Origin of the sequence: Candidatus Nanosynbacter sp. HMT-352, assembly GCF_022819365.1 — a bacterium.
Lineage (GTDB): Bacteria > Patescibacteriota > Saccharimonadia > Saccharimonadales > Saccharimonadaceae > Nanosynbacter.
On sequence record NZ_CP089289.1, the window covers coordinates 186,982 to 212,371 of the forward strand.

23 protein-coding genes and 3 tRNA genes are annotated in these 25,390 nt (G+C 44.0%); 23 read left to right on the plus strand and 3 right to left on the minus strand.

Annotation, left to right across the window (positions count from 1 at the left end; genetic code table 11):
* Positions 1-55: 55 nt before the first annotated feature.
* From obgE to LRM49_RS01020, 5 genes are all read left to right on the plus strand, one after another.
* Positions 56-1,378 (plus strand): GTPase ObgE, encoded by a 1,323-nt coding sequence (gene obgE, locus LRM49_RS01000; RefSeq protein WP_243778015.1) that lies wholly within the window; start codon positions 56-58, stop codon positions 1,376-1,378.
* Between the two features lie 46 nt (positions 1,379-1,424).
* Positions 1,425-2,843: an exodeoxyribonuclease I gene (gene sbcB, locus LRM49_RS01005; RefSeq protein WP_243778016.1), complete on the plus strand. Its 1,419-nt coding sequence runs from the start codon at positions 1,425-1,427 to the stop codon at positions 2,841-2,843.
* 82 nt (positions 2,844-2,925) lie between these two features.
* On the plus strand, positions 2,926-4,191 hold the full coding sequence (locus LRM49_RS01010; RefSeq protein ID WP_243778017.1) for a WD40/YVTN/BNR-like repeat-containing protein: 1,266 nt from the start codon (positions 2,926-2,928) through the stop codon (positions 4,189-4,191).
* 154 nt (positions 4,192-4,345) lie between these two features.
* Positions 4,346-5,992: a WD40/YVTN/BNR-like repeat-containing protein gene (locus tag LRM49_RS01015; protein ID WP_243778018.1), complete on the plus strand. Its 1,647-nt coding sequence runs from the start codon at positions 4,346-4,348 to the stop codon at positions 5,990-5,992.
* 313 nt (positions 5,993-6,305) lie between these two features.
* Complete coding sequence (locus LRM49_RS01020) at positions 6,306-7,382, plus strand: WD40/YVTN/BNR-like repeat-containing protein (protein ID WP_243778019.1); 1,077 nt, start codon at positions 6,306-6,308, stop codon at positions 7,380-7,382.
* Positions 7,383-7,384: 2 nt separating this feature from the next.
* On the opposite strand, the gene LRM49_RS01025 is transcribed toward LRM49_RS01020, so the two are convergent.
* Entirely contained in the window at positions 7,385-7,771 is a 387-nt protein-coding gene (locus LRM49_RS01025; protein ID WP_243778020.1) for a hypothetical protein, read from the minus strand.
* 121 nt (positions 7,772-7,892) lie between these two features.
* Between LRM49_RS01025 and uvrA the strand changes: the two genes are divergently transcribed.
* The gene (gene uvrA / locus LRM49_RS01030) at positions 7,893-10,706 is read left to right on the plus strand and encodes an excinuclease ABC subunit UvrA (protein ID WP_243778021.1); all 2,814 of its coding nucleotides are present in this window, start codon (positions 7,893-7,895) and stop codon (positions 10,704-10,706) included.
* A 2-nt stretch (positions 10,707-10,708) separates the two neighbouring features.
* On the opposite strand, the gene LRM49_RS01035 is transcribed toward uvrA, so the two are convergent.
* Together LRM49_RS01035 and LRM49_RS01040 are read right to left on the minus strand one after the other, a co-directional pair.
* Complete coding sequence (locus tag LRM49_RS01035) at positions 10,709-11,359, minus strand: DedA family protein (RefSeq protein WP_243778022.1); 651 nt, start codon at positions 11,357-11,359, stop codon at positions 10,709-10,711.
* Positions 11,360-11,396: 37 nt separating this feature from the next.
* The gene (locus LRM49_RS01040; protein WP_243778023.1) at positions 11,397-13,169 is read right to left on the minus strand and encodes an ABC transporter ATP-binding protein; all 1,773 of its coding nucleotides are present in this window, start codon (positions 13,167-13,169) and stop codon (positions 11,397-11,399) included.
* Between the two features lie 199 nt (positions 13,170-13,368).
* Between LRM49_RS01040 and LRM49_RS01045 the strand changes: the two genes are divergently transcribed.
* The 17 genes from LRM49_RS01045 (at position 13,369) to ligA (ending at position 25,377) form a co-directional block, all read left to right on the plus strand.
* The gene (locus LRM49_RS01045) at positions 13,369-13,761 is read left to right on the plus strand and encodes a transcriptional repressor (protein ID WP_243778024.1); all 393 of its coding nucleotides are present in this window, start codon (positions 13,369-13,371) and stop codon (positions 13,759-13,761) included.
* A complete protein-coding gene (locus tag LRM49_RS01050; RefSeq protein ID WP_129637096.1) occupies positions 13,761-14,090 on the plus strand; it encodes a thioredoxin family protein in 330 nt (109 codons plus the stop codon). Before LRM49_RS01045 ends, LRM49_RS01050 begins: the two co-directional genes overlap by 1 nt.
* Positions 14,091-14,109: 19 nt before the next feature.
* Complete coding sequence (locus LRM49_RS01055) at positions 14,110-14,505, plus strand: cupin domain-containing protein (RefSeq protein ID WP_243778025.1); 396 nt, start codon at positions 14,110-14,112, stop codon at positions 14,503-14,505.
* A 128-nt stretch (positions 14,506-14,633) separates the two neighbouring features.
* On the plus strand, positions 14,634-15,002 hold the full coding sequence (locus LRM49_RS01060; protein ID WP_338140685.1) for an NUDIX hydrolase: 369 nt from the start codon (positions 14,634-14,636) through the stop codon (positions 15,000-15,002).
* Between the two features lie 28 nt (positions 15,003-15,030).
* Entirely contained in the window at positions 15,031-15,750 is a 720-nt protein-coding gene (locus LRM49_RS01065; protein ID WP_243778027.1) for an HD domain-containing protein, read from the plus strand.
* Positions 15,751-15,816: 66 nt separating this feature from the next.
* On the plus strand, positions 15,817-16,164 hold the full coding sequence (locus tag LRM49_RS01070) for a DUF488 domain-containing protein (RefSeq protein ID WP_243778028.1): 348 nt from the start codon (positions 15,817-15,819) through the stop codon (positions 16,162-16,164).
* A gap of 56 nt (positions 16,165-16,220) precedes the next feature.
* Positions 16,221-17,798, plus strand: coding sequence for a helix-hairpin-helix domain-containing protein (locus tag LRM49_RS01075; protein ID WP_243778029.1), 1,578 nt, complete (start codon positions 16,221-16,223; stop codon positions 17,796-17,798).
* A 51-nt stretch (positions 17,799-17,849) separates the two neighbouring features.
* On the plus strand, positions 17,850-18,224 hold the full coding sequence (locus LRM49_RS01080; RefSeq protein WP_129634579.1) for a phage holin family protein: 375 nt from the start codon (positions 17,850-17,852) through the stop codon (positions 18,222-18,224).
* A gap of 1 nt (position 18,225) precedes the next feature.
* The gene (gene secG / locus LRM49_RS01085) at positions 18,226-18,462 is read left to right on the plus strand and encodes a preprotein translocase subunit SecG (protein WP_129631344.1); all 237 of its coding nucleotides are present in this window, start codon (positions 18,226-18,228) and stop codon (positions 18,460-18,462) included.
* Between the two features lie 10 nt (positions 18,463-18,472).
* Positions 18,473-20,263 carry a peptide ABC transporter substrate-binding protein gene (locus LRM49_RS01090; protein ID WP_243778030.1) on the plus strand — a complete coding sequence of 597 codons (1,791 nt, stop codon included), beginning with the start codon at positions 18,473-18,475 and terminating at the stop codon, positions 20,261-20,263.
* A 24-nt stretch (positions 20,264-20,287) separates the two neighbouring features.
* A tRNA-Leu gene (locus LRM49_RS01095) sits at positions 20,288-20,375 on the plus strand.
* 68 nt (positions 20,376-20,443) lie between these two features.
* A tRNA-Cys gene (locus LRM49_RS01100) sits at positions 20,444-20,517 on the plus strand.
* 125 nt (positions 20,518-20,642) lie between these two features.
* Positions 20,643-20,728 (plus strand) — tRNA-Leu (locus tag LRM49_RS01105).
* A gap of 47 nt (positions 20,729-20,775) precedes the next feature.
* Positions 20,776-21,345, plus strand: coding sequence for a LemA family protein (locus tag LRM49_RS01110; RefSeq protein ID WP_129634583.1), 570 nt, complete (start codon positions 20,776-20,778; stop codon positions 21,343-21,345).
* Positions 21,346-21,408: 63 nt separating this feature from the next.
* Positions 21,409-22,284, plus strand: coding sequence for a M48 family metallopeptidase (locus LRM49_RS01115; protein ID WP_243778031.1), 876 nt, complete (start codon positions 21,409-21,411; stop codon positions 22,282-22,284).
* Positions 22,285-22,286: 2 nt separating this feature from the next.
* Positions 22,287-23,384: a hypothetical protein gene (locus LRM49_RS01120; protein ID WP_243778032.1), complete on the plus strand. Its 1,098-nt coding sequence runs from the start codon at positions 22,287-22,289 to the stop codon at positions 23,382-23,384.
* Complete coding sequence (ligA, locus tag LRM49_RS01125) at positions 23,359-25,377, plus strand: NAD-dependent DNA ligase LigA (RefSeq protein WP_243778033.1); 2,019 nt, start codon at positions 23,359-23,361, stop codon at positions 25,375-25,377. Before LRM49_RS01120 ends, ligA begins: the two co-directional genes overlap by 26 nt.
* The last annotated feature ends 13 nt before the right edge of the window (positions 25,378-25,390 follow it).

Sequence of the window (25,390 nt, forward strand, 5' to 3'; positions counted from 1 at the left end):
GACACCAGTGTAACACCCCGTCGACCGATGGGGTGCTTTTTGGTATACTAAAGATATGTTTGTAGATATTGCAAAAGTTTTAGTGCGCGCCGGTAGAGGCGGTAATGGTGTAGTCAGTTTTCGTCATGAGAAATACGTCGATAAGGGTGGTCCCGATGGCGGTGATGGCGGTCGTGGTGGTGATATTGTTTTTTTGGCGACGAAAGATCTTAACACGCTTTTGAATTTTAGATATAAACCGGAACTTAAGGCTGAAAAAGGCGGCGATGGCGGAAAACGTAATAAACGAGGAAAAAGTGGTGCGCCGCTAATTGTTAAGGTACCAATGGGTACTCTAGTGAAGCGCGACGGCATGGTAATTGCGGATTTGACCGAAGATCAGCAGCAGGCAGTGGTGGCTCGTGGTGGAGACGGTGGATTTGGAAATGCACACTTTACGTCTAGTACACGCCAAACGCCTAAAATTGCTGAACTTGGTGAGGCTGGCGAGGAATTTGAAGCAGAGTTGGAATTGAAATTATTGGCTGATGTTGGTTTAGTTGGTTTTCCGAACGCTGGTAAGTCGACGTTCCTGAGCGTGGTTTCTAATGCGCGTCCAGAGATTGCTAATTACGAATTTACTACTTTGACGCCGAATTTGGGGGTTGCCGATGTTGACGATGGGTCGATTTTGATCGCTGATATTCCGGGGTTGATTGAAGGTGCATCAGAAGGTAAAGGCTTGGGCGATCAATTTTTGCGTCATGTCGAGCGAACGGCCGTGCTGCTTCATATGATTGATGTGTATAGTGATGATCCGGCAGAGAAATATCAGGCAATTCGTCGCGAGCTGGAAAAATATTCTGAATCATTGGCAGAGCGTCCAGAAATAATAGCACTGACCAAATGCGAAGGCTTGGATGATGAGATTATTGCTATGCAGTCGACTGCCCTTCAAAAAGTAGCTAATGGCGCGCCGGTTGTGGCGATTTCTTCCCAGACGCACGACGGAGTGACTGAGATTTTACGAATGTTGCGTGATGAAGTTACTAAATATCGAGAGCGTGAAGCTGAGATTGTTGATGAAAAAGAGGAAGATTTGCCGACAATTTCGTTGGATGATCAGGTTGTTTCTGACGCTTGGTCTGTAAGGCGAGTTTCTGATGCTGAATCTAATGAGATTGACGATGAAGATGAGAAGATTGAGTTTATTGTTACGGGCGCTAAGATTGAAAAATTTGCTCGTCGCACTAACTTTGACCAATTCGAATCCGTTAATCGCTTGCGAGATATTATGCGAAAAATGGGAATTACTCACGAATTGTTGCGTCAAGGGGCGATTGGTGAAAGCTTGATTCAGATTGGCGAATCTATGCCGTTTACATTGGTCGAGCAATAGATTCTGTTGGTGTAAATTAGCGTGAGCTTGATGGTATAATGTAAATATGGCGCAAACATTTTTCTTCTACGATCTTGAAACTAGCGGTCTTAATCCCAGGCAAGATCGAATTATGCAATTTGCCGGTCAGCGAACCGATATGGATTTGCAGCCGATTGGTGAACCATACAATATTCTCGTGACACTAAATGACGATACGCTGCCGAGTCCTGATGCGTTGATAGTGACGGGTATAACGCCGCAAAAAACTGTCGAAGAAGGCTATACTGAGGCTCAATTTGCGCGTATGTTAAGCGAGGAAATATTTACGCCTGATACGATTGCTGTTGGATTTAATAATATCCGTTTTGACGACGAGTTTATTCGTCATTTGTTTTGGCGGAATTTTTACGATCCATATGAGTGGACTTGGAAAGACGGTCGATCCAGGTGGGATTTGTTGGACGTGGTGCGCTTAACCAGGGCGCTTCGACCTGAGGGAATTGAGTGGCCAATTGACGATAAAGGCGAGCCGAGCAACCGCTTGGAGCTCATTACGAAAGCTAACGGAATAGAGCATGAAAACGCCCATGACGCGCTGGCGGATGTGACGGCGTTGATTGCTGTGACTAAATTGATTAAGCAGAATCAGCCGCAAATGTACGACTATTTGTTGAAGATGCGCGATAAGAAATTGGTGCAGAAATTGGTGAACGTCGATGATAAGAAACCTTTTGTTTATGCGAGCGGTCGATATGACAAGGAATTCGCCAAAACGACCGTGGCTTTTCCGCTAACCACGAGTCGAAATGGTGGCGTGATTGTTTATGATTTGCGATATGATCCGACGCCATTTGTTGATCTGGGCGTTGAGGAATTGTCGGCGAAGATATTTGCAACGTGGGAAGAAAGGCAAGCTGAGGATTTCGTTAAATTGCCAGTTAAGGAATTGCAATATAATCGTTGCCCGACAGTTTCGCCGCTTGGTGTGTTGACTCAGGGCGATGGCTGGAAGAAGATTTCTCTGGATGCGGAAACTGTACAGAAGCACCAAGATATTTTACTTTCTCATCCAGATTTTGCCGAAAGGTTGCGTAGTATATTTGAGAATAGGCCAGAGTTTAAGAAAATGACCGATCCAGAAGCGCAACTGTATGACGGGTTTTTGGACAATAGTGATCGAGTTCGCGTTGAAGCCGTACGTAATGCTGGCGAGCGCGAATTGGCTGATTTTCATCCGGATTTTCAGGATGAACGATTGTCGCCACTATTGCTGCATTATAAAGCGCGAAGTTTTCCTAATTTGCTGAGCGAAGATGAGTTGCGACAATGGGAAGAATGGCGCGCTGAGCATTTACAGGCGCAACTGCCGCAATTTATGAAATCTCTGCAACGATTAGCGCCTAGCGCGACTGATGAACAGCAGTTTATTTTGCAAGAATTGCAGCTATGGTTGGAATCGGTCTTACCTTCTGTTGACGCCTGAAATGCGGTTATGCTAAAATTGAAGCAATTAGATAAAAAGTGGAATATTAATTAGGCAATTTAATTTAAGGAGGGTGGCTCTGATGTCATTTAAGAGTAGGGGTCATAAATTATATGTAAGTGTGATGGTATTTATTTCCATGTTCGCACTTTCTTTGTCCGTAGTATTAGCACCGTTCGCCAAGGCGGAAAATGCGCCGCTGTATACTTGGAGGGATATAACTATACCTGGACAGGGGGATATTTCGGAATCGCGTGTTAGTCCGGACGGATCAAAGCTTTTTGTCTTGCGTAGTGATTTAGTTAGCGGTAGTGTTAATCTTCTGGTCTCTGCGAATGATGGTGCAAGCTGGAGCACTTTCGCTGCACCAGAGGGTGCAAATGGACTACTAGTTAGCTCCGATGGCTCTAAATTGGTCGTAAAGGGGAAGTATGGTGAAAATGCCATCTATGTTTCTACCGATGGTGGTCGAACTTGGGTTAAGCGTAATTCGTTTGTTCCTGATACTGCGCGTGTATTGATGAGTCCAGACGGCTCCACGCTGGTCACATACTGGGAACATAGTCTCTATAATGATCCTATGGCAGTATCTACTGATGACGGCAATACTTGGGTCCCAAAGGGAGATGAATATCCCGACTATGTCTTTAACGGTGGAAAGATGGCTCGCCGGAGTAATGACGGTACATTACGACAATCTACCGACTATGGCATGACTTGGTCTGCAATTGGGGGTTCTGCTGGTCGTACTAGCTTCAGTTCTGACGGCAAAAGTGTGTTCGACGGCTTTCATACGTCTATAGATGGCGGCGCTAACTGGGTTCAGTTGCCCGAGTATCCTATAGACGACATACGTAATGTCGTGTTGAGCGGCATTAGTAACGACGGTAAAAAACTATTTGCTACATTTGATGGCACCCCAACTGTACCGGTTTTTGTATCTTCAGATGGAGGTAAAACTTGGCAGAAATGGGGTGACGAGAGGGTTTCTTTCTCATCAGTTTCTATGTCTGCTGATGGCTCTAGAGTATTCGCAACATCACAATTTACGGATCCAGATTATAAGTCCGTCTATCGCCTAGCAATTCTACCGACACCTACACCTGCAACTCCCGGCGGCACCGGTACAGGTGCAGGTGGAACTATCACTCCAACAGCTCCATCCACAGGCTCTTCCTCGACTTCAGAATCCTCATCTACTACATCCACTATCTCTATCTCCTCAGGTAAGAAGTCAGAAAAATCATCATCCAACCTTGCGGAAACAGGATCCTCTGTTTGGCTAGTTGGCGGATTAGCTATTGTGGTTATCGCAGCTGGTGGATTAGTCCTAAGAAAACGGCCGTAGAAAAACGACATCATTTCGCCCAGAGTGTGGCTAGCGGATTGTCGTTGACCGGTAGGTGTTCATATGGTAATATCTAGAAAAGCTATTTCAATACACCAAAGAAAGGCACCCCATGTTATCTGCGAGAAAAAAACATAGGGTATATAGAAATGCGTTGGCTTTCGTCCTTATTTCTGTATTCTCTCTGTCTACAATATTCTCACCCTTAGTCAAGGCTGAGACGTTACTTAGCTATGCCTGGAAAGATATAGTGATACCGAATGGATATTTTAGTGAGTCTAAAATCAGTCCGGACGGTTCGAAATTGTTTATCCTACAGGCGGTTCCGGGGTCATCTAGTAAAAGGCAGCTTATTGTCTCTGAAGATGATGGTGTAAGCTGGAGTACTTTTATAGCTCCAGATAGAGCTTATGGTCTAATGGTTAGTGCGGACGGCTCTAAGTTGATAATAAGGGGGAAATATGGAGAAAATTCTATTTATGTATCAACTGATGGTGGTCGCAACTGGATTAAGGCCGCCTCTCCGGTGTCTAATAGTGACAATTTGTTCATGAGTCCTGACGGAGCTATTTTGGCTAAATATGTATATGCAACCGAGGATCTTTTTGTTTCTAATGATGATGGGCAAACTTGGATTCAAAAGGGTAAAGAAGAACCTAGCGCTATATTCAATGGCGGAAAGATGATTCGCATGGATCAAGATGTCAATTTGGTGAAAAAATCTGTTGATTATGGCGCAACCTGGATTACTGTTAGTTCTGGTGTCGCCGACGAGGCATCATTTAGTACTAATGGAAGCAGTATATTTAATGGCAATAAGGTATCGCTGGACGGTGGGTCTAGCTGGACTTCGACGTCGGTAATTCCGGGTAAGCAATCTGATAATATTGTTTCGGAATTAGGTATTAGTAATGATGGTAAAAAACTATTTGCTGTCTTTGAGCCGAACAGCTACTCTCCTTCGTGGTCTCCAGTGGCTCATTCTGTGGATGGCGGCAAGACATGGCAGCAATGGGGCGGTGAATCTTTTGAAGGGCGCAATATCTCAATGTCGTCTGACGGCTCTAAGATTTTTGCAATGTCAACAACAGGGGTTTATCGATTAGCAACGGTGCCCGTTCCTCAATCTAGGTCGTTTGATGTAAGTGTAAAGCCTACTCCTGCGAATACTGACGACTCTGTCGCTAAGTCCATCATATCAACTAACTCGCTATATTGTTACAATATAGACTCTTCATCTGTAGATCCTCTGTCGTCTGACGGCATTACAGTGGCTGATTCGCAGGTTAAAATTTTGGGAGGGCTGCGTTTTAAGGTTAATTGTCAGAACATTACTACTGGGCTAGGGTCTTCGAATATCACGATAACCCTTGCTAATAAGTATGATCCATTAAAGTTGAAGGTATATAGAAGGAGTCCTGTTGGGGATTTGCAGGACGCTACTGGTGAGTTCACGATTAAGAGTGGGGTTGTCGCAGGCAAGGCGCTGACCACAGTTTTGTATAATGCAGTCGATGCAGATGATAATGATAGTGACAGCTCTATAAACGATGCTATTAACGGAGTATTTTATTTTGGCGTTGTTGACGAACCTATCTCTGTCGCCCCAAATACTCCCGCCACCCCATCCGCAGACTCTTCGTCTTCAGGTACTTCAGTCACCACATCATCATCCACTTCCAATAAGAAACCAGAAAAAACATCATCAAACCTTGCCGAAACAGGAGTCTCTGTTTGGCTAATCGGCGGACTTGCAGTTGCTGTAGTTGCTGGCGGATTAGTATTGAGAAAGCAACTGTAGATATTATCAAGCTCGCTCTTTTTGGTGTTATTTAAGCATGGTCGCAATAGTTTTATTATTGAATGAAGAAAATGACTCTAAATACTGGTTATGCTAAAATACTGGTAATAGCTTTGTGTAGTGAAAAAAACAAATTGGAGGGGTAATGTTAACTAAGAGTAAAAAATACATAATGCACAGGGGGATGTTATCCTTAATATTTGCATTTGCACTATCAGTGTCGGCGATCCTGTCGCCTTTGGTTAGGGCGGAGGAGCCTCCTAAGTATACGTGGAAGGATATAGTTATACCGGGAGATGATCGTCTGCGAGACGTGAGTATTAGTAGGGATGGGTCAAAAATATTTGCCCTACGTGTAAATTACGGAACTAATAAAGCCAAGCTTTTTGTGTCTTCGGATGATGGGGCGAGTTGGGGCAACTTCAACGCCCCGGATGGTTCATATTACCTTACGGCAGTGAACGTAAACGGCTCTAAGATAATTGTAAGTGATGGCTCTACAAATAACATATCAATTGACGGTGGACGTAATTGGACGGTCCTGAGTAATAATTCAGATACTGTATATATGAGTCCTGATGGTTCTATTTTGGCTAGGTGTGGTCGGTGGGGTGCTCCACCTCTTTATATTTCTACTGATAACGGGCAGACGTGGGTCCAGAAGGGTAATAAGTGTCCTAGTAGAATATTTAATGGCGGGAAAATGGTATACAGAGATTATACCAGATCTTTTTTGGAATGGTCGACTGATTATGGCGTGACCTGGTCGGTCATAAAAGAGGAGGCGGTTCGAGATGTGGTGTTTAGTGATGACGCTAAGAGCATGACTGATGGCTGGAATATGTCTTTGGATGGGGGTGTTAGCTGGTCTTTAATCCCAGAGTACCCTCAGGTGGGTAGTGACTATGCTAATGAGATAGAGTATATCAGTAATGATGGTAAAAAAATAATAGCTACACTACAGCCTGCTTCTCCGGACGATTGGCCTGGACCAATGCTTACGTCGACTGACGGCGGTAAAACTTGGCAGAAATGGGGCAATGAAGCTTTTCAGACTCGTACTGGCGATAAGGTTGCTATGTCAGCTGACGGTCGCAAACTGTTGGCCGTGTCGCCAGATCATAATATCTATCGCCTAGCAACCCTACCAACACCCCCGCCTGTAACTCCTGGTGGTGCCGGCTCAGGTACGAGCGGAGCTGTCGCTCCATCCGTAGGCTCTTCATCTTCGGGTACTTCAACTACTGCGGCATCGTCATCCACTTCCAGTAAAAAACCAGGAAAATCTTCAAGCACTCTTGCGGAAACAGGAAACTCTATTTGGCTAGTTAGTGGGTTAGCTGTTATCGCCGTTGTAGCTAGCGGATTAGCGCTAAGAAAACGACTGTAAAATTAACTCATAGATGGAGCGAGCTTTTGTGCTTCGACTTCATGATCAGGCTTGCTCTTTTTCGTACTGGAAAGTAGATAAATTGACAATAAAATAAGTTCGCTTTTTTGGTTTGGTGTAAAATAGCGGATTTTTCTGTTGATTCGTCGTTGCGCGATTTCGCTGGCAATATCAATGAACTTCCAAAACAGGACAGAAAGTGATTCTCTGAGGATGATTGCCAACGGTACGATAATTGCCCAGAAAATAACCATTAAAATTGCGGGCAGGCTGATGTTCGTGAAGGGGATTTTTCCTAGGAAAAAGAAGAAAAAAAGTTGGTCGATCACAAAAGGCGCGAGTAGTATCGCTCCGAGTGTTATAACTAAGTAAATGCCCAGCTTTCTCATAGATCTAACTGTAGCAAATAAGATATTGACTTGCAATCATAAGCGTAATGTGTTTTAACTCTGATTTGCGTCGACGGTTGGACTGGAAAAAATAGTTAAAAACCTGTATAATATAGCGGTTATGACAGAGGTAATTCGTGTTAAAGGTGCTCGTGAGCACAATCTGAAAAATGTAGATATTGAGATTCCGCGAGATCAGCTGGTGGTGATTACGGGGCTTAGTGGGTCTGGGAAATCTAGTTTGGCATTTGACACGATTTATGCCGAGGGTCAGCGCCGTTATATGGAGAGTCTTAATTCTTATGCGCGTCAGTTTTTGGGGACGATGGATAAGCCTGATGTTGATTCGATTGAAGGGCTTAGTCCAGCGATTTCAATTGACCAGAAGTCGACCAGCCGCAATCCGCGATCTACCGTGGCTACAGTTACCGAAATATATGATTATCTGAGACTTTTGTTTGCGCGAATTGGCGTGCCCCATTGTCCGATTTGTGGCAATGAAGTGACGCGTCGCACGACCGAGGTGATTATTGACGAGATTCTGCGGCAATTTGTTGATAAGCGAATTCTGCTATTGGCGCCAATTGTTAAGAATAAAAAAGGTGAGTTTGCGCATATTCCGGAGCAATATCAGCGGCTTGGTTATGCCAGGGTTCGCGTGGACGGCGTGGTGTACGCGCTGGATGAATTTCCGGAGTTGCAAAAAAGTTACAAGCATAACATCGAGTTGGTGGTTGATAGGTTGGCGTTGACGGCGGAAATGCGATCTCGACTAAGCCAGAGCGTTGAGCAAGCGCTGGACTTAGGTCAGGGGGTTATCGAGGTTTTGGATGCGGATAGTGATGAAGTGAAGACGTTTTCGCAGAGATACGCTTGTGTTGATCATCCTGATGTCGATATTCCAGAGCTGGAGCCGCGATTGTTTAGTTTTAACGCGCCGCAGGGAGCTTGTCCTGTGTGTACGGGTTTGGGATCGAGGTTGGAGGTCGATCCAGAATTGGTCTTTAATAACAATTTGACGATTTCCGAAGGCGCGATTCGACCGTATAATCGAATGAATTCTGACGCTTGGAATATGAAACGATTGGCGTCTGTTGCTGAAGCTCACGGATTTAGCTTGAAAGTTCCCGTAGGCAAGCTTTCTGATGATATTAAACATAAAATATTATACGGAACTGGCGACCAAAAATATCGCGTTGATTTGGGTGGCGGTCGACATTATGATACGACTTACGAGGGCGTTATTCCTAATCTGGAGCGACGCTGGAAAGAAACTGATAGCGATTTTATGCGACGAGATATTGAGCGATTTATGCGCGAGAGGGATTGTTATGCCTGTAAAGGTGCGCGCCTGAAACCTGTAGTTTTGGCGGTGACGGTTCATGAATTGAATATTGTTGACGTGTGCGATTTAAGTGTCGATGATGCATTGGATTTGTTTGACAATAAGCTTCAATTGACTGAGCAAGAAATAACGATTGCTCGCTTGATTGTGAAGGAAATTAAATCTCGTTTGGCGTTTATGAGTAATGTTGGGCTGAACTATTTGGAACTAAGTCGAGCGGCTAACACGCTTAGTGGTGGCGAGGCGCAGCGAATTCGCTTGGCGACGCAAATTGGCGCTGGACTTCAGGGCGTACTTTATGTGCTAGACGAGCCGTCAATTGGGCTTCATCAACGTGACAACGATAAGCTGATTGATATGTTGAAGCGTCTTCGAGATTTGGGAAATTCTGTGCTGGTGGTCGAGCATGACGAGGACACGATTCGCCAGAGTGATTTTCTGGTTGATATGGGGCCAGGTGCTGGTGTGAATGGCGGTCAAGTAGTGGCAATGGGGACGCCTGAAATTGTTGCGAAAAATGAGAACAGCATAACGGGGCGCTATTTATCTGGGGCGGAAAAAATTGTCGTTCCGAAAAAGCGTCGCAAAGTTGTGAAAGATAGAAAGCTGATTGTTCGTGGCGCTCGCGAAAATAATCTTAAGAACATTGATGTGGAATTTCCTTTGGGGTTGATGACTGTAGTGTCTGGTGTTTCTGGTAGCGGAAAGTCGACTCTTGTGAATGACATTGTGGCGCGGGAATTAGCGGCGGAACTTAATCGCGCAACGACAGCGCCAGGATTGCACGATGCCATAGAAGGTGTTAATTTGCTTGATAAGACGATTGTCATAGATCAGTCGCCAATTGGTCGAACGCCGCGCTCTAATCCAGCAACTTACACTGGGATTTTTACGCCGATTCGCGAACTTTTTGCCAGCACACCCGAGGCTAATGTTCGAGGTTATAAATCTGGACGATTTAGTTTTAACGTTAAAGGCGGTCGCTGCGAAAATTGTCAGGGCGATGGTGTGATAAAAATTGAAATGCACTTTTTGCCGGACGTTTACGTTCAATGTGATGAATGTCACGGCAAGCGTTACAATCGCGAGGCGTTGGAAATTAAGTATAAAGACAAGACGATTGCTGATGTTTTGGATATGACAATTGATCAAGCGGCGGAGTTTTTTGACAGCGTGCCGAATATTGCACGTAAACTTCAGACGTTGGTTGAGGTTGGGCTTGGCTATATTAAACTTGGTCAGCCAGCAACTACTTTTTCAGGCGGTGAGGCGCAGCGAATTAAATTGGCAACGGAACTCTCCAAGCGTTCTACTGGAAAAACTATGTACATTCTGGACGAGCCTACCACTGGGCTTCATTCTGCTGACGTAAAACGACTGTTGGGGATTTTACAGCAATTGGTTGAAGGCGGCAATAGCATGATTATTATTGAGCATAATTTGGACGTCATAAAGTCAGCCGACTGGATAATTGATATGGGTCCAGAGGGCGGAATTGGTGGCGGTACGGTTGTGGCTTGCGGTACGCCTGAAGATATCGCCAAAGTGCCAAATTCGTTCACTGGCAAATATCTGAAAAAGATGCTTTAAGACTACTTTTTACGCTTGGTTTTTGAGAGGAGAACTGACAATTGTTTTCTTAGCAAAGCGCGAGTATTTGGCTGTTTCAAAGCGTGAATAGCCATTGGTGAGACAGACAGGAAAATAATGAGGATTGCTGCAACTTCAATATTTACGCCTGCTTTGGTCAAAAACTCGCCAGCGTAGAAACCCAGATAAACGAATGCTGACGACCAAAGAAATCCACCGATAAGATTGAAAGTTAAGAATGTTTTATAGTGCATTTTACTAGCGCCGGCAACGATTGGGGCGAAGGTTCTTACAATTGGTACAAATCGAGCCAGGACGATTGTCGCCGAGCCGTGTTTGTCATAAAACTTTTCTGTTTGCTCCAAATATTTTTTCTTGAAGAATCGGGAATTTTCTTTTTCAAACAGCTTGCGTCCAACTTTGTGGCCAAAACTATAACCAACACTGTCGCCCAGCACTGCCGCTGCAAAAACCAAAAGTGCAAAAATGTGGATGTCAATGTGTAGAATGTTTTGCTGAACCATATATCCAGCGGTGAAAAGCAGGCTGTCGCCGGGTAAGACGAAGCCGATTAGTAGACCGGATTCTGCGAAAATTACTGATAAAATTGCCAATACACCAAAGCTAGTTATCAAGTGAATAAAGGATTCCATATCCTAATTATATCACAATTAGCATGTGCGATTTTAATTATTCTTCGATGAATCCGCCAGATTGTCGCGCCCATAATTTTGCGTAAACACCGCGTTTTTTATTGATGAGCTCATCATGCGATCCGTCCTCGACAATTTTCCCATTTTTCAGGACAATTATACGGTCCAACTTAGCAATTGTAGATAAGCGATGGGCAATGACAATTGAGGTTCGATTCTCCATCAACGTTTCCAAGGATTTTTGGATCAACGCTTCTGACTCAGAATCTAGCGCTGAAGTCGCCTCGTCGAGGACTAGAATTGGCGCATCTTTCAAGATTGCCCTAGCAATTGCAACTCGTTGTCGCTGTCCGCCGGATAATTTGGTTCCGCGTTCGCCAACCATTGTGTCAAAACCGTCTTTAAGTCCAATGATAAAATCGTAAGCGCCAGCTTTTTTGGCGGCTTCTTCAATTTCTGCGTCCGTTGCATCAGGTCGACCGTAAGCGATGTTTTCGCGCACGGAGCGGTGGAATAGCAATGGCTCTTGCGGTACGTAAGCGATTTTGGCGCGCAAACTTGCTTGGGTGACTTCGGAAATATCTTGTCCGTCGATGGTAATTTTTCCCGAGTCAATATCAGCGAAGCGTAATAGCAATTTAGTGAGCGTCGTTTTTCCAGAACCGCTCGCTCCGACCAAACCTATTTTTTCGCCCGGTTTAATATCCAGAGAGAAGTCGCGGAATAGAGTGTCGCCTTGACCCTCGTCGTGTGTGAAAATTATTTTATCCATGGAAATTTCGCCGTTTGTAACTTTTAGCTTCAAATCGCTTTTATCAATCAATGTCGTTGGCGTTTGTAAGACTTCTACCATGTCATTTGCGTTACCGATAATTCGGTTGTAATTGCGCATAATTCCGTTCATGTTCCACAACTCATGTGCGACGCTTCCAGTGTAGGTGATAATAAGATAAACGGACGCCACGGACACCAAATTATTCTGAGCTGCATACACTGCGAAGGCGATTGCTCCAATTTTAATAACCATGTTGATTGACGAATACACGGTGCTGACTTTTAAGAATCCGCGCATTACGTCGAGGCTTGAGTTTCGCCAAGAGTTGACGGTTTTTGTGAAAAATTTCTGTTCCGTAGCTTCGGCGCCGGACGACTTGACTGCTAGAACGTTTGAGATTACGTCGGCTAATTGTCCGTTCAATTTATTGCTGGATTTGGCTTCTTTTTTTGTCAATTTCGCCATTGGCTTGGACCCGTAATAAACGACGATACTGAAAACAATTGAGAAGATTAGTAAGAATAACGCGTATTGCCAAAGAAGGGTCGATAAGACGATTATTGAACCGACTAGCGAAACAACTAGCGGCAAAACTGACCAAATTATCGTGTCCCAAAAACTTTCTACCGCGCCGACTAATTTATTTGTTTGGCTAACGAGCGATCCGCCGAATTTATTTGAATGGAAGAATAATGTTTGATTGGTCAGTTTGCTAAAGCATCGAGCGTACAAATCTCGTTGCATGGCGGTTTCAAATGTCCAGGCGAGATATAAGACTAATCGCCAGCCGATGACGCTCGACCATAATCCATTGACGCCATATAAAGCAATTAGTGTCCATAGATTTTTTGCGTTGTGCAGTTGATTGTGTTGGATAATGCTAAGGAGCTGAGCAATTATGAGCGGACCGACAAAAATAGTAACCACAAGAGTCAGCATCGCAAAAAATATTGCCAAGTTTCGACGGTGTTTGTACGGCGCTGACGTTTTCCAAAATAGACGAAATATTTCTTTGCTGTTTGGTTTGTTTTTCAAATCAATTCCTTTCGATAATAAATTAATATTTATAAGCTGCACAGAAAACTGAGCGTTCTTAATTATTCAAAATTATGCATTAGAGGAACTCGCCGTCGGGAGTTCATAGACTTTGACTATTATATGGAATATATAGATATAAGTCAATTTGTGGAGTAAAGCCCTTGTTTATTTATTGTAAATACTTTACAATAGGAATATGACGCAAATTGTTAGGCGATCAACGAAATACACGAATGATGTGATGGCGATTTTAAAGAGCAAGCATCACGCGACGAATGCGGAAATTGCTCAGGAATTGCGGAACATTCATCCTGAAGTTAGTGACACGACGGTGCATCGAATAACTCAGCGCCTGTGTGGCGATGGGGTGATTGGTTTGGCGCCATCGACCAAAAAGGGCTGCTTGCGATATGATATTCGTAAGGACGATCACGATCATTTTGTGTGTAGCGATTGCGATGGTTTGATGGATATTAAAATTGCCGATGAAATGAGAAAACAGATTGCACATGAAATTAGCGATTGTTATATTGACGGCCCGTTGGTTGTGGCGGGAGTTTGTAAAAAATGCCAGAAAAGGAGGAAATAATGGCTTTATATGAAATTACAACGAAGCAAGAATTCGAAGATAAGGTGCTAAAAAGCGACGGTCCTGTACTAGTTGATTTTTGGGCGCCGTGGTGTCCACCATGTCGCGCAATGGCGCCGCTTTTGCATCAAATTGCTGAAGAAACAGAGTTTGACATTGTTAAAGTTGACACTGAAGCGAGTCAGGAAAATGCGCAATTAGCTATGGAATATCGCGTGCAGGGAATTCCAAACATGAAGATTTTTGTTGGCGGCGAGGAAGTTGCTGAAATGATTGGCATGAAGCCGAAGCAGACGTTGATTGACGCTTTGGAAAAAGCTGCTAAATAAAAAAATAGAAGGGGGATTTATGAAGGGTTTTAGTGGAAATATCGAAGAGCTCACATTGGCAAATGATAATTTTCGTCAGGTTTTATATACTGCGAAGCATTGCCAATTGGTGTTGATGAGTCTGCCTGTTGGCGGGGAAATTGGTTCGGAGATTCACGAGGAAAATGATCAGTTTTTCAGATTTGAGTCTGGCGAAGGTAAGGTTTTGATTGACGGCAATGAATATGCTGTTTCTGACGGTAGTGCTATTATTGTGCCGGCGGGAGCTGAGCATAATGTGATAAATATCGGCGAAGAGCCGCTTAAGCTCTATACGATATATAGTCCAGCACATCATAAAGATGGAATTGTTCGGGCAACGCGTGAAGAAGCGGAGGCTAACGAAGAAAATTTTGACGGCGTAACTACCGAATAAGCTGTCGCCAAAGGAGAAAGTTTTTACTAATTATGTCTCACAAAGGATCAATAGTTGGCGAGATGTTCAGCTCATTCTAGCGGGCAATTTTTCGTGGAATTGCATGTGTCATATCGCTAATTTTTAGGATTGTACCGCAGAAGGACCGCGTACGGGTGATTGTTTATCGTGATGATGGTGATATTTTGCTGGTCAAAAATCGTTTTAGCCGCCAAAAGTGGGCTCTACCGGGAGGCGGGGTGAAACATAATGAGAGTTATGAACAGGCTGCCGCTAGAGAAACCTTGGAAGAAATTGGATTAAAGATACATAATCTGCGATATCTCGGAAAAGTTAATTCTCATGAATCATATGCCAAATTTTCAGTTCGAGTTTTTGCGGCGCACGCGTCTGATTATGACATAAAATGCAACTTTGAAATAATGGAAGCCCGGTGGCTTAATATGGACTATCTTCCGAAAGAATATTACGCTTTGTATGCCAACAAGCGTCAGTAGGCGATGCTGTTTTATGTATAATATGAGTATGAATGATCGACAAATTTCCCAGCTTGAAATAGTAAAGACTAAAGTTCGGCAGTTACTGGGCGGCGACACTTCGGGACATGCTGATGATCATGTCGAGCGAGTGGCGTTGCTGGCAGAGCGTTTTGCTAATGAATGCAGTGAATCGGTTAATCTACAAGAGGTGCTATTGACGGCTTGGCTGCATGATGTTGATGATTATAAATTAGTCGGTAAAACGCAGGCGGAAAAATTGACGAATGCAGTAAATATTATGGCGCAGGCAGAGATAGCTGATGATTTAAGTCAGGTTGTGCTGGAAAATATTGCGGCGATTGGTTATAGCAAACGACTGAATGGTAAGCAGCCGCAGCGGCTGGCGGGGAAATTGGCGTCTGACGCTGATATGTGTGACGCTATTGGTGCAGTTGGCATTGAGCGGGCGTTGGTCTATGCTTGTCATCATGGCGGGCGGATTTTTGATCCTAAAGTTTGGCCGAATGTCAATCTGGCGGCGCACGAATATAACGCTGACGGCAATACGCATGACACTGACGGATTTATCAATCACTTCTTTGAGAAGCTGCTGAAATTGAAGGGTTTGATGTTGACCGAGCCAGGACGAGTAGAAGCAGAAGATCGTCATCAAATTATGGTTGATTTTCTTCGCGCCTATTTCCGCGAGAAGAATGCGTCCGACTGGAGCGAGTTTTTGGAAGAATATTTACGTAGCGTCGAATAAGTATTGAAGAATGGTTAGCTTTCGCTTTTTATTGATCTGATCAATGCTTTGTAGTTATATGAAATTATGACAAAGTATAAAATTGAACGGATTTATGAGTCGACCGCGTCAGACGATAGTTATCGCGTGTTGGTCGATCGATTGTGGCCGCGCGGAATTAGCAAAGAACGAGCTGTATTGGACGAGTGGAATAAAGAAATTGCCCCAACTGATGAATTGCGTAAATGGTTTAATCACGATCCAGAAAAATTCCCGGAATTTTCTCGCCGTTATATGAAGGAGCTAGATAACAATCCTGCGGCTGCCGAAGCAAAGAATAATTGGAACGAACAATCTGCTGTTACGCTGTTATACGGCGCCAAAGATGCGGAACATAATCAGGCGATAGTTCTCAAAAAGTGGCTGGAAGATTAGGTCAATCGCTAGAAGAACGCTTGCATAATTGTCGTATTTAGATTGTAATATATTTAATGAATCAAGCATTGCAAGCCAAGCTAAAAACTTTGCCGCGAACGCCCGGCGTTTATTTTCATAAGTCGGCGAGTGGCGAGGTAATTTATGTTGGCAAGGCGGCGGTTCTTAAAAATCGCGTACGTCAGTATTTTCAAGATTCGCGCGGGCGAGATAATAAAACTATGGCACTGGTGGCGGAGATTTTTGATACTGATTGGATTGAAACTGAAAGTGAGGTTGATGCGCTGTTTTTGGAAAGCGAGATGATCAAGCGATATATGCCGCGATACAACGTTCTGCTGCGCGACGACAAATCTCAGATGTACGTTCGGATTGATATGAAAAGCGATTGGCCGACGGTCAGTTTTACGCGGAATCCTGCCGATGATGGTGCGGATTATTTTGGTCCATTTTACAATGGTTTTGCGTTGAAAAAAGCGTTGCGTTATTTGAGGCGAATTTTTCCGTATCTCACTCACCAAAGACGCCCCGGTCAATCAAAGTTGGATGAGGATTTGGGTTTAAGTCCGAAAATAAGTGATGGTTCGGACGCGTATAAAGCTAGTCTGCGTAAATTGATAAGTTATATCAAGGGAAATCGCAAGGCTATTGCTGTGGAGTTGGAGCGTGATATGAAAACGGCTGCGGGACTTCACGATTTTGAGCGGGCGGCAAGTCTGAGGAATAAGTTGCGCGCCATGCAAGAACTTCAGCGACGCGTTATGTTTGGCGACAAGGAATTTTTGGATATTTCAAAAGACAAGGCGCTGGCTGATTTAGCAAAACTACTTGGCCTTAAAAATATTCCAGTGCGAATTGAGGGCTATGATATATCGCACATGAGCGGACGTCAAGTCGTGGCGAGTATGGTAGTTTTTACGAATGGTGCGAGCGATCGTGCGGAATATCGCAAATTTAAGGTGAGCGAAAAAAACGACGACACTGGAAATATATATGAGGTGATTTTTAGGCGGCTTGGCGAGCGAAATATCAAAAGCTGGGGTTGTCCGGATTTGTTGTTGATTGACGGCGGAAAGGGTCAACTTTTGGCGGCGATTAAGGCAAGGGATGAGCGCGGAATAAAATTGCCGATTATTAGCATCGCTAAGCGCGAGGAAGAAATTATTATTCATAAAACTGGCTCGCAAATTGACGTAACGCGCATTGAAGAATTGCAAAAATCTATTCATCAGGACATCGCTATTCACGAAGACAATGATGTGTATGTGGTAAATCTGCATCCTGCTCAGCGCAACGCCGGCTCGCATTCAAAGAATCTACGAGGCTCTGTTATTGATGACGATTCCAGTCGGGATAATTTTACAAAAAGTTCTATTGCGACGACAGATATTGTCAAGCTTTTCCAGCGGATTCGTGACGAATCACACCGATTTGCTGTGAGCTATCATACGGCGCTGAAGCGTCAAAATCAGACGAAAAACCAACTGGAAGAAATTCCGGGAATTGGCCCAAAGACACGCGCGAAATTGTTGAGGAAGTTTGGTAGTGTGAAAAAAATTATCGAGGCGGATTATACGGAATTGCAGGCAGAAATTGGTGCGAAAAAGGCAGATTTGATTAAGCGCTTGTCTTAAGTTTTGGGCGACCAATCGACAATAAAGCATAAATTATATATAATAAGACTAATGAAAAGACAATTTGCAACGTTTTTGATTCGGCTAATTCTTAACTCGGTAGGCATTTGGGTTGCGGTGCGGCTGCTTGGAAATGAAACTCCGGGCGCAACTTCTGCGTGGACGTTTATGATGGCTGGGCTGATATTTTCGGTAGTGAATAGCGTATTGAAGCCAATTGTTACAATTTTAGCTCTGCCAGCAATTCTATTGACATTAGGACTGTTTACTTTAATTGTGAACGGCTTTATGGTTTACATTTCGTTAGCTTTGGCGCCAGGAATTTCTATGACTTTTGCGCATTCAATTATTGCCGGGATTATATTGAGTTTGGTAAACTATATTATAAGTAGCGCGCTGGTTTTGCAGCGGGAAGAAAAGGAGTAATATGTCAATTGATACAATTTTACCGTACGTGACGCTTGGATCTGCCGTACTGATGATTATCGCAATTTTGTTGCAGCAAAGAGGCGCAAGTTTGGGTGCGGGATTCGGTTCGTCTGGGGAATTATTCACTACTCGTCGCGGATTTGATAAAAACTTGTTTGACGTAACTATTGTTTTTGCGGTGATTTTTGTGCTATCGATTTTGGCAAGTATGATTTTGCCGGGATTGCAAAAATAGGAGAATAGATTTGAGCTCGGATAATTCGTCATGGAATCGTTTTGCGCGGCTAAAAGTTTCCAGTAAAGATGTCAATAAGCGTCTGCGCAAGATTGAAAAGGGAAGCTTGCGCCATGCGCATAAATTCGTGACATCCAGATTGGATCGTTTGTCTAATGTGCGACGTCGAGTTTCTGTTTGGATTATCTTAGTATTGGTGATGATTGGCGCCAGTGCGGTGCAGTGGCATATTTCTCGCAATTCTTTCACGACAATGGCGTATACTTCTGGCGGATCATATTCTGAGGGCGTGCTGGGTCCTTTGGAAAACCTAAATCCGATTTTCGCAAAAACCAATGCTGAAAAATCCGCCGCGAAATTGCTATTTTCAAGTTTGTATCGATATGACTCAACGGGCAATATAAAGGCCGACATGGCGGATAGTGTCAGCGTGAACGATAAAGAAACTGAATATACAGTTAAGCTGAAAAAGGGCTTGAAGTGGTCGGACGGGCAAGATCTAACGGCGGACGACGTAATCTTTACGTTAAAGTTATTGGCGAATCCAGAAGTTGGAGCTGAAATATCAGGCTGGAAATCCATAAAATTCGAGAAAGTGTCTGACGATTCGGTGAAGTTCATCTTGCCGTCGTCATATTCACCGTTTGTCCACGCTTTGACATTCCCGATTATCCCTAAGCATATATTAAAAGACGTTAAGCCGTCGAATTTACGTGAACATGATTTTAATAAGTCGCCTATATCCAGCGGTCCGTTCGCCTTTAGGTTGCTGCAGAACGTAACGAGCGATGGCAGCAAAAAAGTGCTATATTTGCAATCGAATAGCAATTATTATGGCGGCACGCCTAAGTTAGAGCGATTCCAGTTGTACGCATATCCGACGCAGGATGATATCGCGAAAAGTTTGCGTACGCGAGAAATTACAGGAACTCCAGAATTGATTTATAACGATCAATCCGCCGAGGTAAAATCTATGTATGTCGCAGAAGCGCATTCTTTGAATAACGGAGTTTACGCGCTGTTTAATAACAACAGTCAGTTCTTGCGATCAAAAGCTGTTCGTCAAGCTTTGTCGCTCAGTGTCGACACATCCAAGCTGCGCCAATCTTTGTCATTGTCTACAGAGGAATTATCTGGTCCAACGCTTAACAAATTCCTGGGAAAGAGCTCGAACTCGTCTAGTTATGACGTCAAGAAAGCGAAATCTCTACTTGACGCTGAGGGCTGGAAGAATGTAAATAATGTTCGCCAGAAGGGAAATGATAAATTAAAGCTCAACGTGGTCGTTCTGAAGAATAGCAATTACGAAAAGGTCGCTAGGTACTTGGCTCAAGTTTGGTATGACGAACTGAACATAGAATCGGATATTAAAGTTGTCGATCCAAACGACGCCACTCAAAATATTCTTCAGACAGTTTTGCAGCCGCGCAATTTTGATGTGTTGGTTTATGAGCTCTCCTTGGGCGGCGACCCCGATGTTTACGCCTATTGGCATTCTTCGCAGGCAACCAACAATGGTTTGAATTTCTCCAATTACAATAATGCAATAGCGGACGATGCTTTGGAGAGCGGTAGATCTAAAATATCGGCGAAGCAGCGCGCTGATCGTTACGCGAAGTTCACTGCTATTTGGCAAGCGGACGCCCCAGCAATTGCCTTGTATCAGCCGAAGTTTGACTATATTCATATTCGGAACGTTAAAGCTCTCGACGCAAGCACCGAAGTTATCAATCCCGTCGATCGCTATGTCGATGTTCAATATTGGGCGACAGAGAAAAAGTCCGTTTACAAAACCCCGTAATCGGGTATAATGGTAAGTGGTTATGCGGGCGTGGCGGAATTGGTAGACGCGCTAGCTTGAGGGGCTAGTGAGCATTGCGCTCGTGGAAGTTCAAGTCTTCTCGCTCGCACCAAACATATTGCAATTATTAGACTAATTGTTTGTGATATGTTTTATAAAATCTGATATAATAAAGGCGGTGGCGCGTTGGCGGAGCGGTTACGCAGAGGTCTGCAAAACCTTTTAGACGAGTTCGACTCTCGTACGTGCCTCCAATTTTTTGATAAATAGTCCTGAGTACTGGGCTATTTTTTATTTTGCGAAATTGTACAATTTACTTAGCGAATATAGTATAATATAAGTAGTCTGGCGCGCGGGCGTCTGGATTGTATATAAATAAGCGCGAGTGGCGGAATTGGTAGACGCGAGGGACTTAAAATCCCTTGACCAAAAGTCGTGCGGGTTCGATTCCCGCCTTGCGCACCAAAGTTATAAAGAAAGTAATATTGAATAGGAAAGAGACAAGGTAAGAAATGAGTCCATTGGTAATTGTACTTATTGTTACAGTGGTAGTTTTATTAGTACTCGTAGGAGTTGTAATCGGTGCGTATAATGGTTTAGTTGTGTTGCGCAACCGCGTAGAAGAAGCATGGAGCGACATTACTGTTCAGCTAAAGCGCCGAACTGATTTAATTCCAAATTTGGTCAATTCAGTAAAAGGCTACGCTACACATGAAAAAGAAGTGTTTGAGAAGGTCGCAGAAGCTCGTTCAGCAATTATGAATGCTGGCAGCGTGGCTGAGACCGCTAAGGCTGAAAACGCTTTGGAGGGCGCTTTGAAGAGCTTGTTTGCTGTATCTGAGGCTTACCCAGAATTGAAAGCAAATCAAAACTTCTTGCAATTACAACAAGAATTGGTTGATACTGAGGACAAAATCCAAGCAGCTCGCCGATTCTACAACGGTGGTGTTCGTGACCTGAATACGAAGATTCAGACTTTCCCAACAAACATCATCGCGGGAATGTTTGGCTTCCAGGCTAAGGAATTCTTCGACGTCGAGGACCGTGCAAGCGTCGAAAATCCAGTTGAAGTAAAGTTCTAATCGAACCCTGAAATGAAAATCGCTCGTCTATTTTTGGCGGGCGATTTTTGATATAATTAACATATGTACAATGCAGTTTCTCAAAACAAACGCAACACAATATTAATTATGTCTGTGTTTGTGATAATTATTGGAATTATTGGTCTGTTTATTGGAGCGGCAACTGATAGCTATTCACTAGCGCTCATCATTTTTATATGTGCGATATTATATGCTTGGTTGCAATATTTTATAGCTGGTAAGTTGGCTATGATGATGACTGGCGCTCAGGAAATTAGTAAAAATGACGCTCCTGAACTTTGGCGAGTGGTGGAAAATTTGTCTATCACTTCTGGTATGCCGATGCCGAAAGTTTATATCATCGACGATCCAGCTCCAAATGCTTTTGCGACTGGTCGCGACCCAAATCACGCTATTGTTGGTGCGACTACTGGACTTTTGGATATTATGGACAAGCGTGAGCTGGAGGCGGTTATGGCGCATGAAATGAGTCACGTGCGAAATTACGACATCCGTGTGAGTATGATTGCTTTTGGTTTGGTTAGCGCAATTGGGTTGTTTGCGGATTTGGCACTTAGAATGATGTTTTATAGCGACGACCGCGACAGAGATGTTAATCCTATCATCTACGCTTTCGGGTTGATTGTGGGTATATTGGCGCCGCTTTTGGCAACGATAACTCAATTGGCAGTCAGTAGACAGCGTGAATATCTGGCGGATGCTTCGGGAGTATTATTGACACGAGACACTGAAGGGCTAGCAAGCGCGCTGGAAAAATTGCGCCAATACGGCAGACCAATGCAAAAACAAAGTTCTTCCACTGCCAATTTGTTCATGAATAATCCTTTGAAACCCGGATTTTTCTCGAAACTATTTAGTACTCATCCACCTCTAGAAGATAGAATTGCAAGGTTGAGGAATAACGCAACAAAGATGTAATTATGGCAACGAAAACCTCCAAAAAACGAGTAGTCAAGAACCCTAAGAAGTCAAATATTGATCATAAAAAAGGTGTATGGCCTGGTATTAAGCGTGACTTTAGTAAATTAAATCAGCAGCGGCGTAATTTTCTGCAGCGTCGCCCTCATCGTAGTTTTCGGTTAACTAAGCGGCGAGATTACCAACGAGATCTTAAAATTCCAGGATATTGGTCGCTGACCAGTGAGGCTTGTCGTCTGGTATGGCGAAATAAGAAGACTTTTCTGGCGTTAATCATCATTATGTCGATATTGACGTTTGCCTTAGCCAGCGTTATGTCGCAAGACACATATCAACAACTTAAGGATGTGATGAATCAGGCTGAGTCAAATGGATTCGGCGGAATTTATACAACAATTAGCCTATTCTCTGGCGTTGCGGTTAGTTATATTTCTGGTAGCGGAACGGCTGGTGGAAATATGCAGCAAGCGGCGGGAATTTTTCTGGGACTATTAACTTGGTTGTCGTCCGTTTGGCTGACGCGAGCTATTTTAATTGGTAAAAAACCGAAAATGCGCGATGGCTTATATAGTTCTGGATCGCCTATAATTGCGCTGATAATTGTCGTCGGAGTTTTCCTAATTCAAATGGTGCCGGCGGCAGTGGCGGTGATTATTTATAGCGCGCTTAATGCTTCGGGAGTGTTAAATCAAACGCCGATTCTGATGGCGGCTGGCGGTGCGGCGATTCTAATAGTGGCGATGTCCGTCTATTGGGCGACTTCTACGGTTTTTGCGATGATCATCGTAACATTGCCGGGAATGTATCCGTTTCACGCGTTGCGTTTGTCGGGTGATATTGTGACGGGTCGAAGACTAAGGATTTTGCTGAGATTTGCGTGGGCTGTTGTTATGTCCGTGCTTTTGTGGGCGGTTGTTCTGATTCCGGTAATTCTGCTTGACGGCGCGCTGAAGGGATGGATTAGTGGTATCGACTGGCTGCCAATTGTCCCAACAACTGGCTTGATTTTACTTTACGTAACGATAATTATGATTTCTGTGTATGTCTATTTGTTCTACAGAAAGGTGGTTGAAAGTGACACCAAAAAAACCAAGAATTGACGAAATTAAAGACCTATTAAATCGTTATAGCTACGAATATTACACCTTAGATAAGCCGAGTGTGAGCGATGCGGTTTATGACAGTCTGATGGATGAGCTGAAGAAAATTGAATCGGATCATCCGGAACTGATTACTATTGATAGCCCTACGCAGCGAGTTGGAAATAAGCTGCTCGACGGTTTTCAAAAAGTAGGGCACGCGCGCCGAATGGTCAGTTTGAATGATGTTTTTGATAAGAGTGAAGTTAGGGCGTGGATTGAGCGAACTGATAAATTGATACCGGGTCAGCGACATGAATTTTTTACGGATATAAAAATGGACGGCTTGGCGTGCGCGTTGATTTATGTCGACGGTGTGCTATTCCAAGCTGTGACACGCGGCGATAGTTTTGTTGGCGAAGATGTAACGAATAATGTTCGGACTATTAAAAACGTACCGCTTCGTTTGCGTAAAGCGGCAGGTTTTGAAAATTTTTTGCGTGGTCGGACAGAGATTCGCGGCGAAATTGTTATGCTGAAACGGGATTTTGAAGAGCTTAATGAAAAGCAGAAATCTTTAGGATTGCCTACATTTGCTAATCCGCGCAATTTGGCTGCGGGGACAATTCGTCAATTAGATCCTGCGCTGGTAGCGGCGCGTCCGTTGCATTTTCGTGGATATGATGTAATTCGCGATGATGGTTCGGAAGTTCCGACGAATAGTTTTGCTTACGAGGCTTTGACGGCACTGGGGATTTCTCGCAATCAGCAAGCCAGTGTTTTTGATAATTTGTCTGACGTGATGAAATTTGTTGACGAATGGAGTGACAAGCGTCATGATTTGCCGTTTAATACGGACGGGCTGGTTATTAAGATTAATGATCGAGAGATATATGATAATCTCGGGATGGTGGGCAAAAATCCGCGTGGGGCGGTGGCTTATAAGTATGCGGCTGAAGAGGCTACGACGATTGTTAGAGATATAGTAATCTCTATCGGGCGAACTGGCGCGGCGACTCCGGTGGCTGTGTTTGATCCAGTAGTAGTGGCGGGAACTACGGTGCAGCACGCCAGTTTGCATAACGCCGATGAAATTGAGCGTTTGGATATTCGGCGAGGCGACACTGTGGTGATTTTTAAGGCTGGCGATATTATTCCGCAAGTTGAGAGTGTTTTGAAGGAGTTGCGACCCGCAGACTCTGAGCCAATTGATTATGAAGCAGAGCTAAAACGGCAATATCCGGAGTTGGAATTTGTGCGACCGAAAGGTGAAGCTGTTTATCGAGTTAAGGGCTCTAACGGTCCGCTGATTTTGAAGCGAGCTCTGGCACACTTCGCGTCTAAGGGCGCGCTTGACATTGATACGCTTGGCGAAAAGAACGTGGAAGTTTTGATTGACAATGGTTTGGTCGGCGATTTGGCGGATATTTTTACGCTTACTAAAGACGATTTGTTGGAACTGGATCGGTTTGCTGATATTTCTGCACAAAAGTTAATCTCGGCAATTGCTGATAAAAAAAGTCCAGAATTAGAGCGATTTTTGTACGGTTTGGGAATCCGTCATATTGGCGCGCAAACGGCGATTGATTTGACGAATCATTTTGAGAGCATGGAAAATTTGGCGAAAGCGACGATTGATGATTTGCGACAAGTTGATGGCGTGGGTGAAATTGTTGCCGAATCTGTGGTGGCGTGGTTTGCTGATGAGGATAACGTAAAATTGCTCAATAAATTCACCGAACTAGGTGTTGTTCCTCAGTTTAATAAAAAATCTGGCGGTTTGAGTGGAAAAAGTTTTGTCATCACGGGCACCCTGAAATCTATGGGGCGCGACGCTGCTGCGGATAAAATTCGTAATCTCGGTGGAGTTTTTCAAACCGCAGTTTCTAAAGACACGACATATTTGGTGGCTGGTGGTAAGGTTGGTGCTAGCAAATTGAAAAAGGCTGAGCAATACGGCACGAAAATCATTGACGAAGAAGAGTTGTTGAGAATGATAGAAAACGCGGGATGAATTAATGTATAAT

What these genes read in the sequence shown, in the direction of transcription:
- obgE (WP_243778015.1), top strand. Translation starts at nt 56, where the DNA reads ATGTTTGTAGATATTGCAAAAGTTTTAGTGCGCGCCGGTAGAGGCGGT.
- sbcB (WP_243778016.1), top strand. Translation starts at nt 1,425, where the DNA reads ATGGCGCAAACATTTTTCTTCTACGATCTTGAAACTAGCGGTCTTAAT.
- LRM49_RS01010 (WP_243778017.1), top strand. Translation starts at nt 2,926, where the DNA reads ATGTCATTTAAGAGTAGGGGTCATAAATTATATGTAAGTGTGATGGTA.
- LRM49_RS01025 (WP_243778020.1), bottom strand. Translation starts at nt 7,771, where the DNA reads ATGAGAAAGCTGGGCATTTACTTAGTTATAACACTCGGAGCGATACTA.
- uvrA (WP_243778021.1), top strand. Translation starts at nt 7,893, where the DNA reads ATGACAGAGGTAATTCGTGTTAAAGGTGCTCGTGAGCACAATCTGAAA.
- LRM49_RS01035 (WP_243778022.1), bottom strand. Translation starts at nt 11,359, where the DNA reads ATGGAATCCTTTATTCACTTGATAACTAGCTTTGGTGTATTGGCAATT.
- LRM49_RS01045 (WP_243778024.1), top strand. Translation starts at nt 13,369, where the DNA reads ATGACGCAAATTGTTAGGCGATCAACGAAATACACGAATGATGTGATG.
- LRM49_RS01050 (WP_129637096.1), top strand. Translation starts at nt 13,761, where the DNA reads ATGGCTTTATATGAAATTACAACGAAGCAAGAATTCGAAGATAAGGTG.
- LRM49_RS01055 (WP_243778025.1), top strand. Translation starts at nt 14,110, where the DNA reads ATGAAGGGTTTTAGTGGAAATATCGAAGAGCTCACATTGGCAAATGAT.
- LRM49_RS01065 (WP_243778027.1), top strand. Translation starts at nt 15,031, where the DNA reads ATGAATGATCGACAAATTTCCCAGCTTGAAATAGTAAAGACTAAAGTT.
- LRM49_RS01070 (WP_243778028.1), top strand. Translation starts at nt 15,817, where the DNA reads ATGACAAAGTATAAAATTGAACGGATTTATGAGTCGACCGCGTCAGAC.
- LRM49_RS01075 (WP_243778029.1), top strand. Translation starts at nt 16,221, where the DNA reads ATGAATCAAGCATTGCAAGCCAAGCTAAAAACTTTGCCGCGAACGCCC.
- LRM49_RS01080 (WP_129634579.1), top strand. Translation starts at nt 17,850, where the DNA reads ATGAAAAGACAATTTGCAACGTTTTTGATTCGGCTAATTCTTAACTCG.
- secG (WP_129631344.1), top strand. Translation starts at nt 18,226, where the DNA reads ATGTCAATTGATACAATTTTACCGTACGTGACGCTTGGATCTGCCGTA.
- LRM49_RS01110 (WP_129634583.1), top strand. Translation starts at nt 20,776, where the DNA reads ATGAGTCCATTGGTAATTGTACTTATTGTTACAGTGGTAGTTTTATTA.
- LRM49_RS01115 (WP_243778031.1), top strand. Translation starts at nt 21,409, where the DNA reads ATGTACAATGCAGTTTCTCAAAACAAACGCAACACAATATTAATTATG.
- LRM49_RS01120 (WP_243778032.1), top strand. Translation starts at nt 22,287, where the DNA reads ATGGCAACGAAAACCTCCAAAAAACGAGTAGTCAAGAACCCTAAGAAG.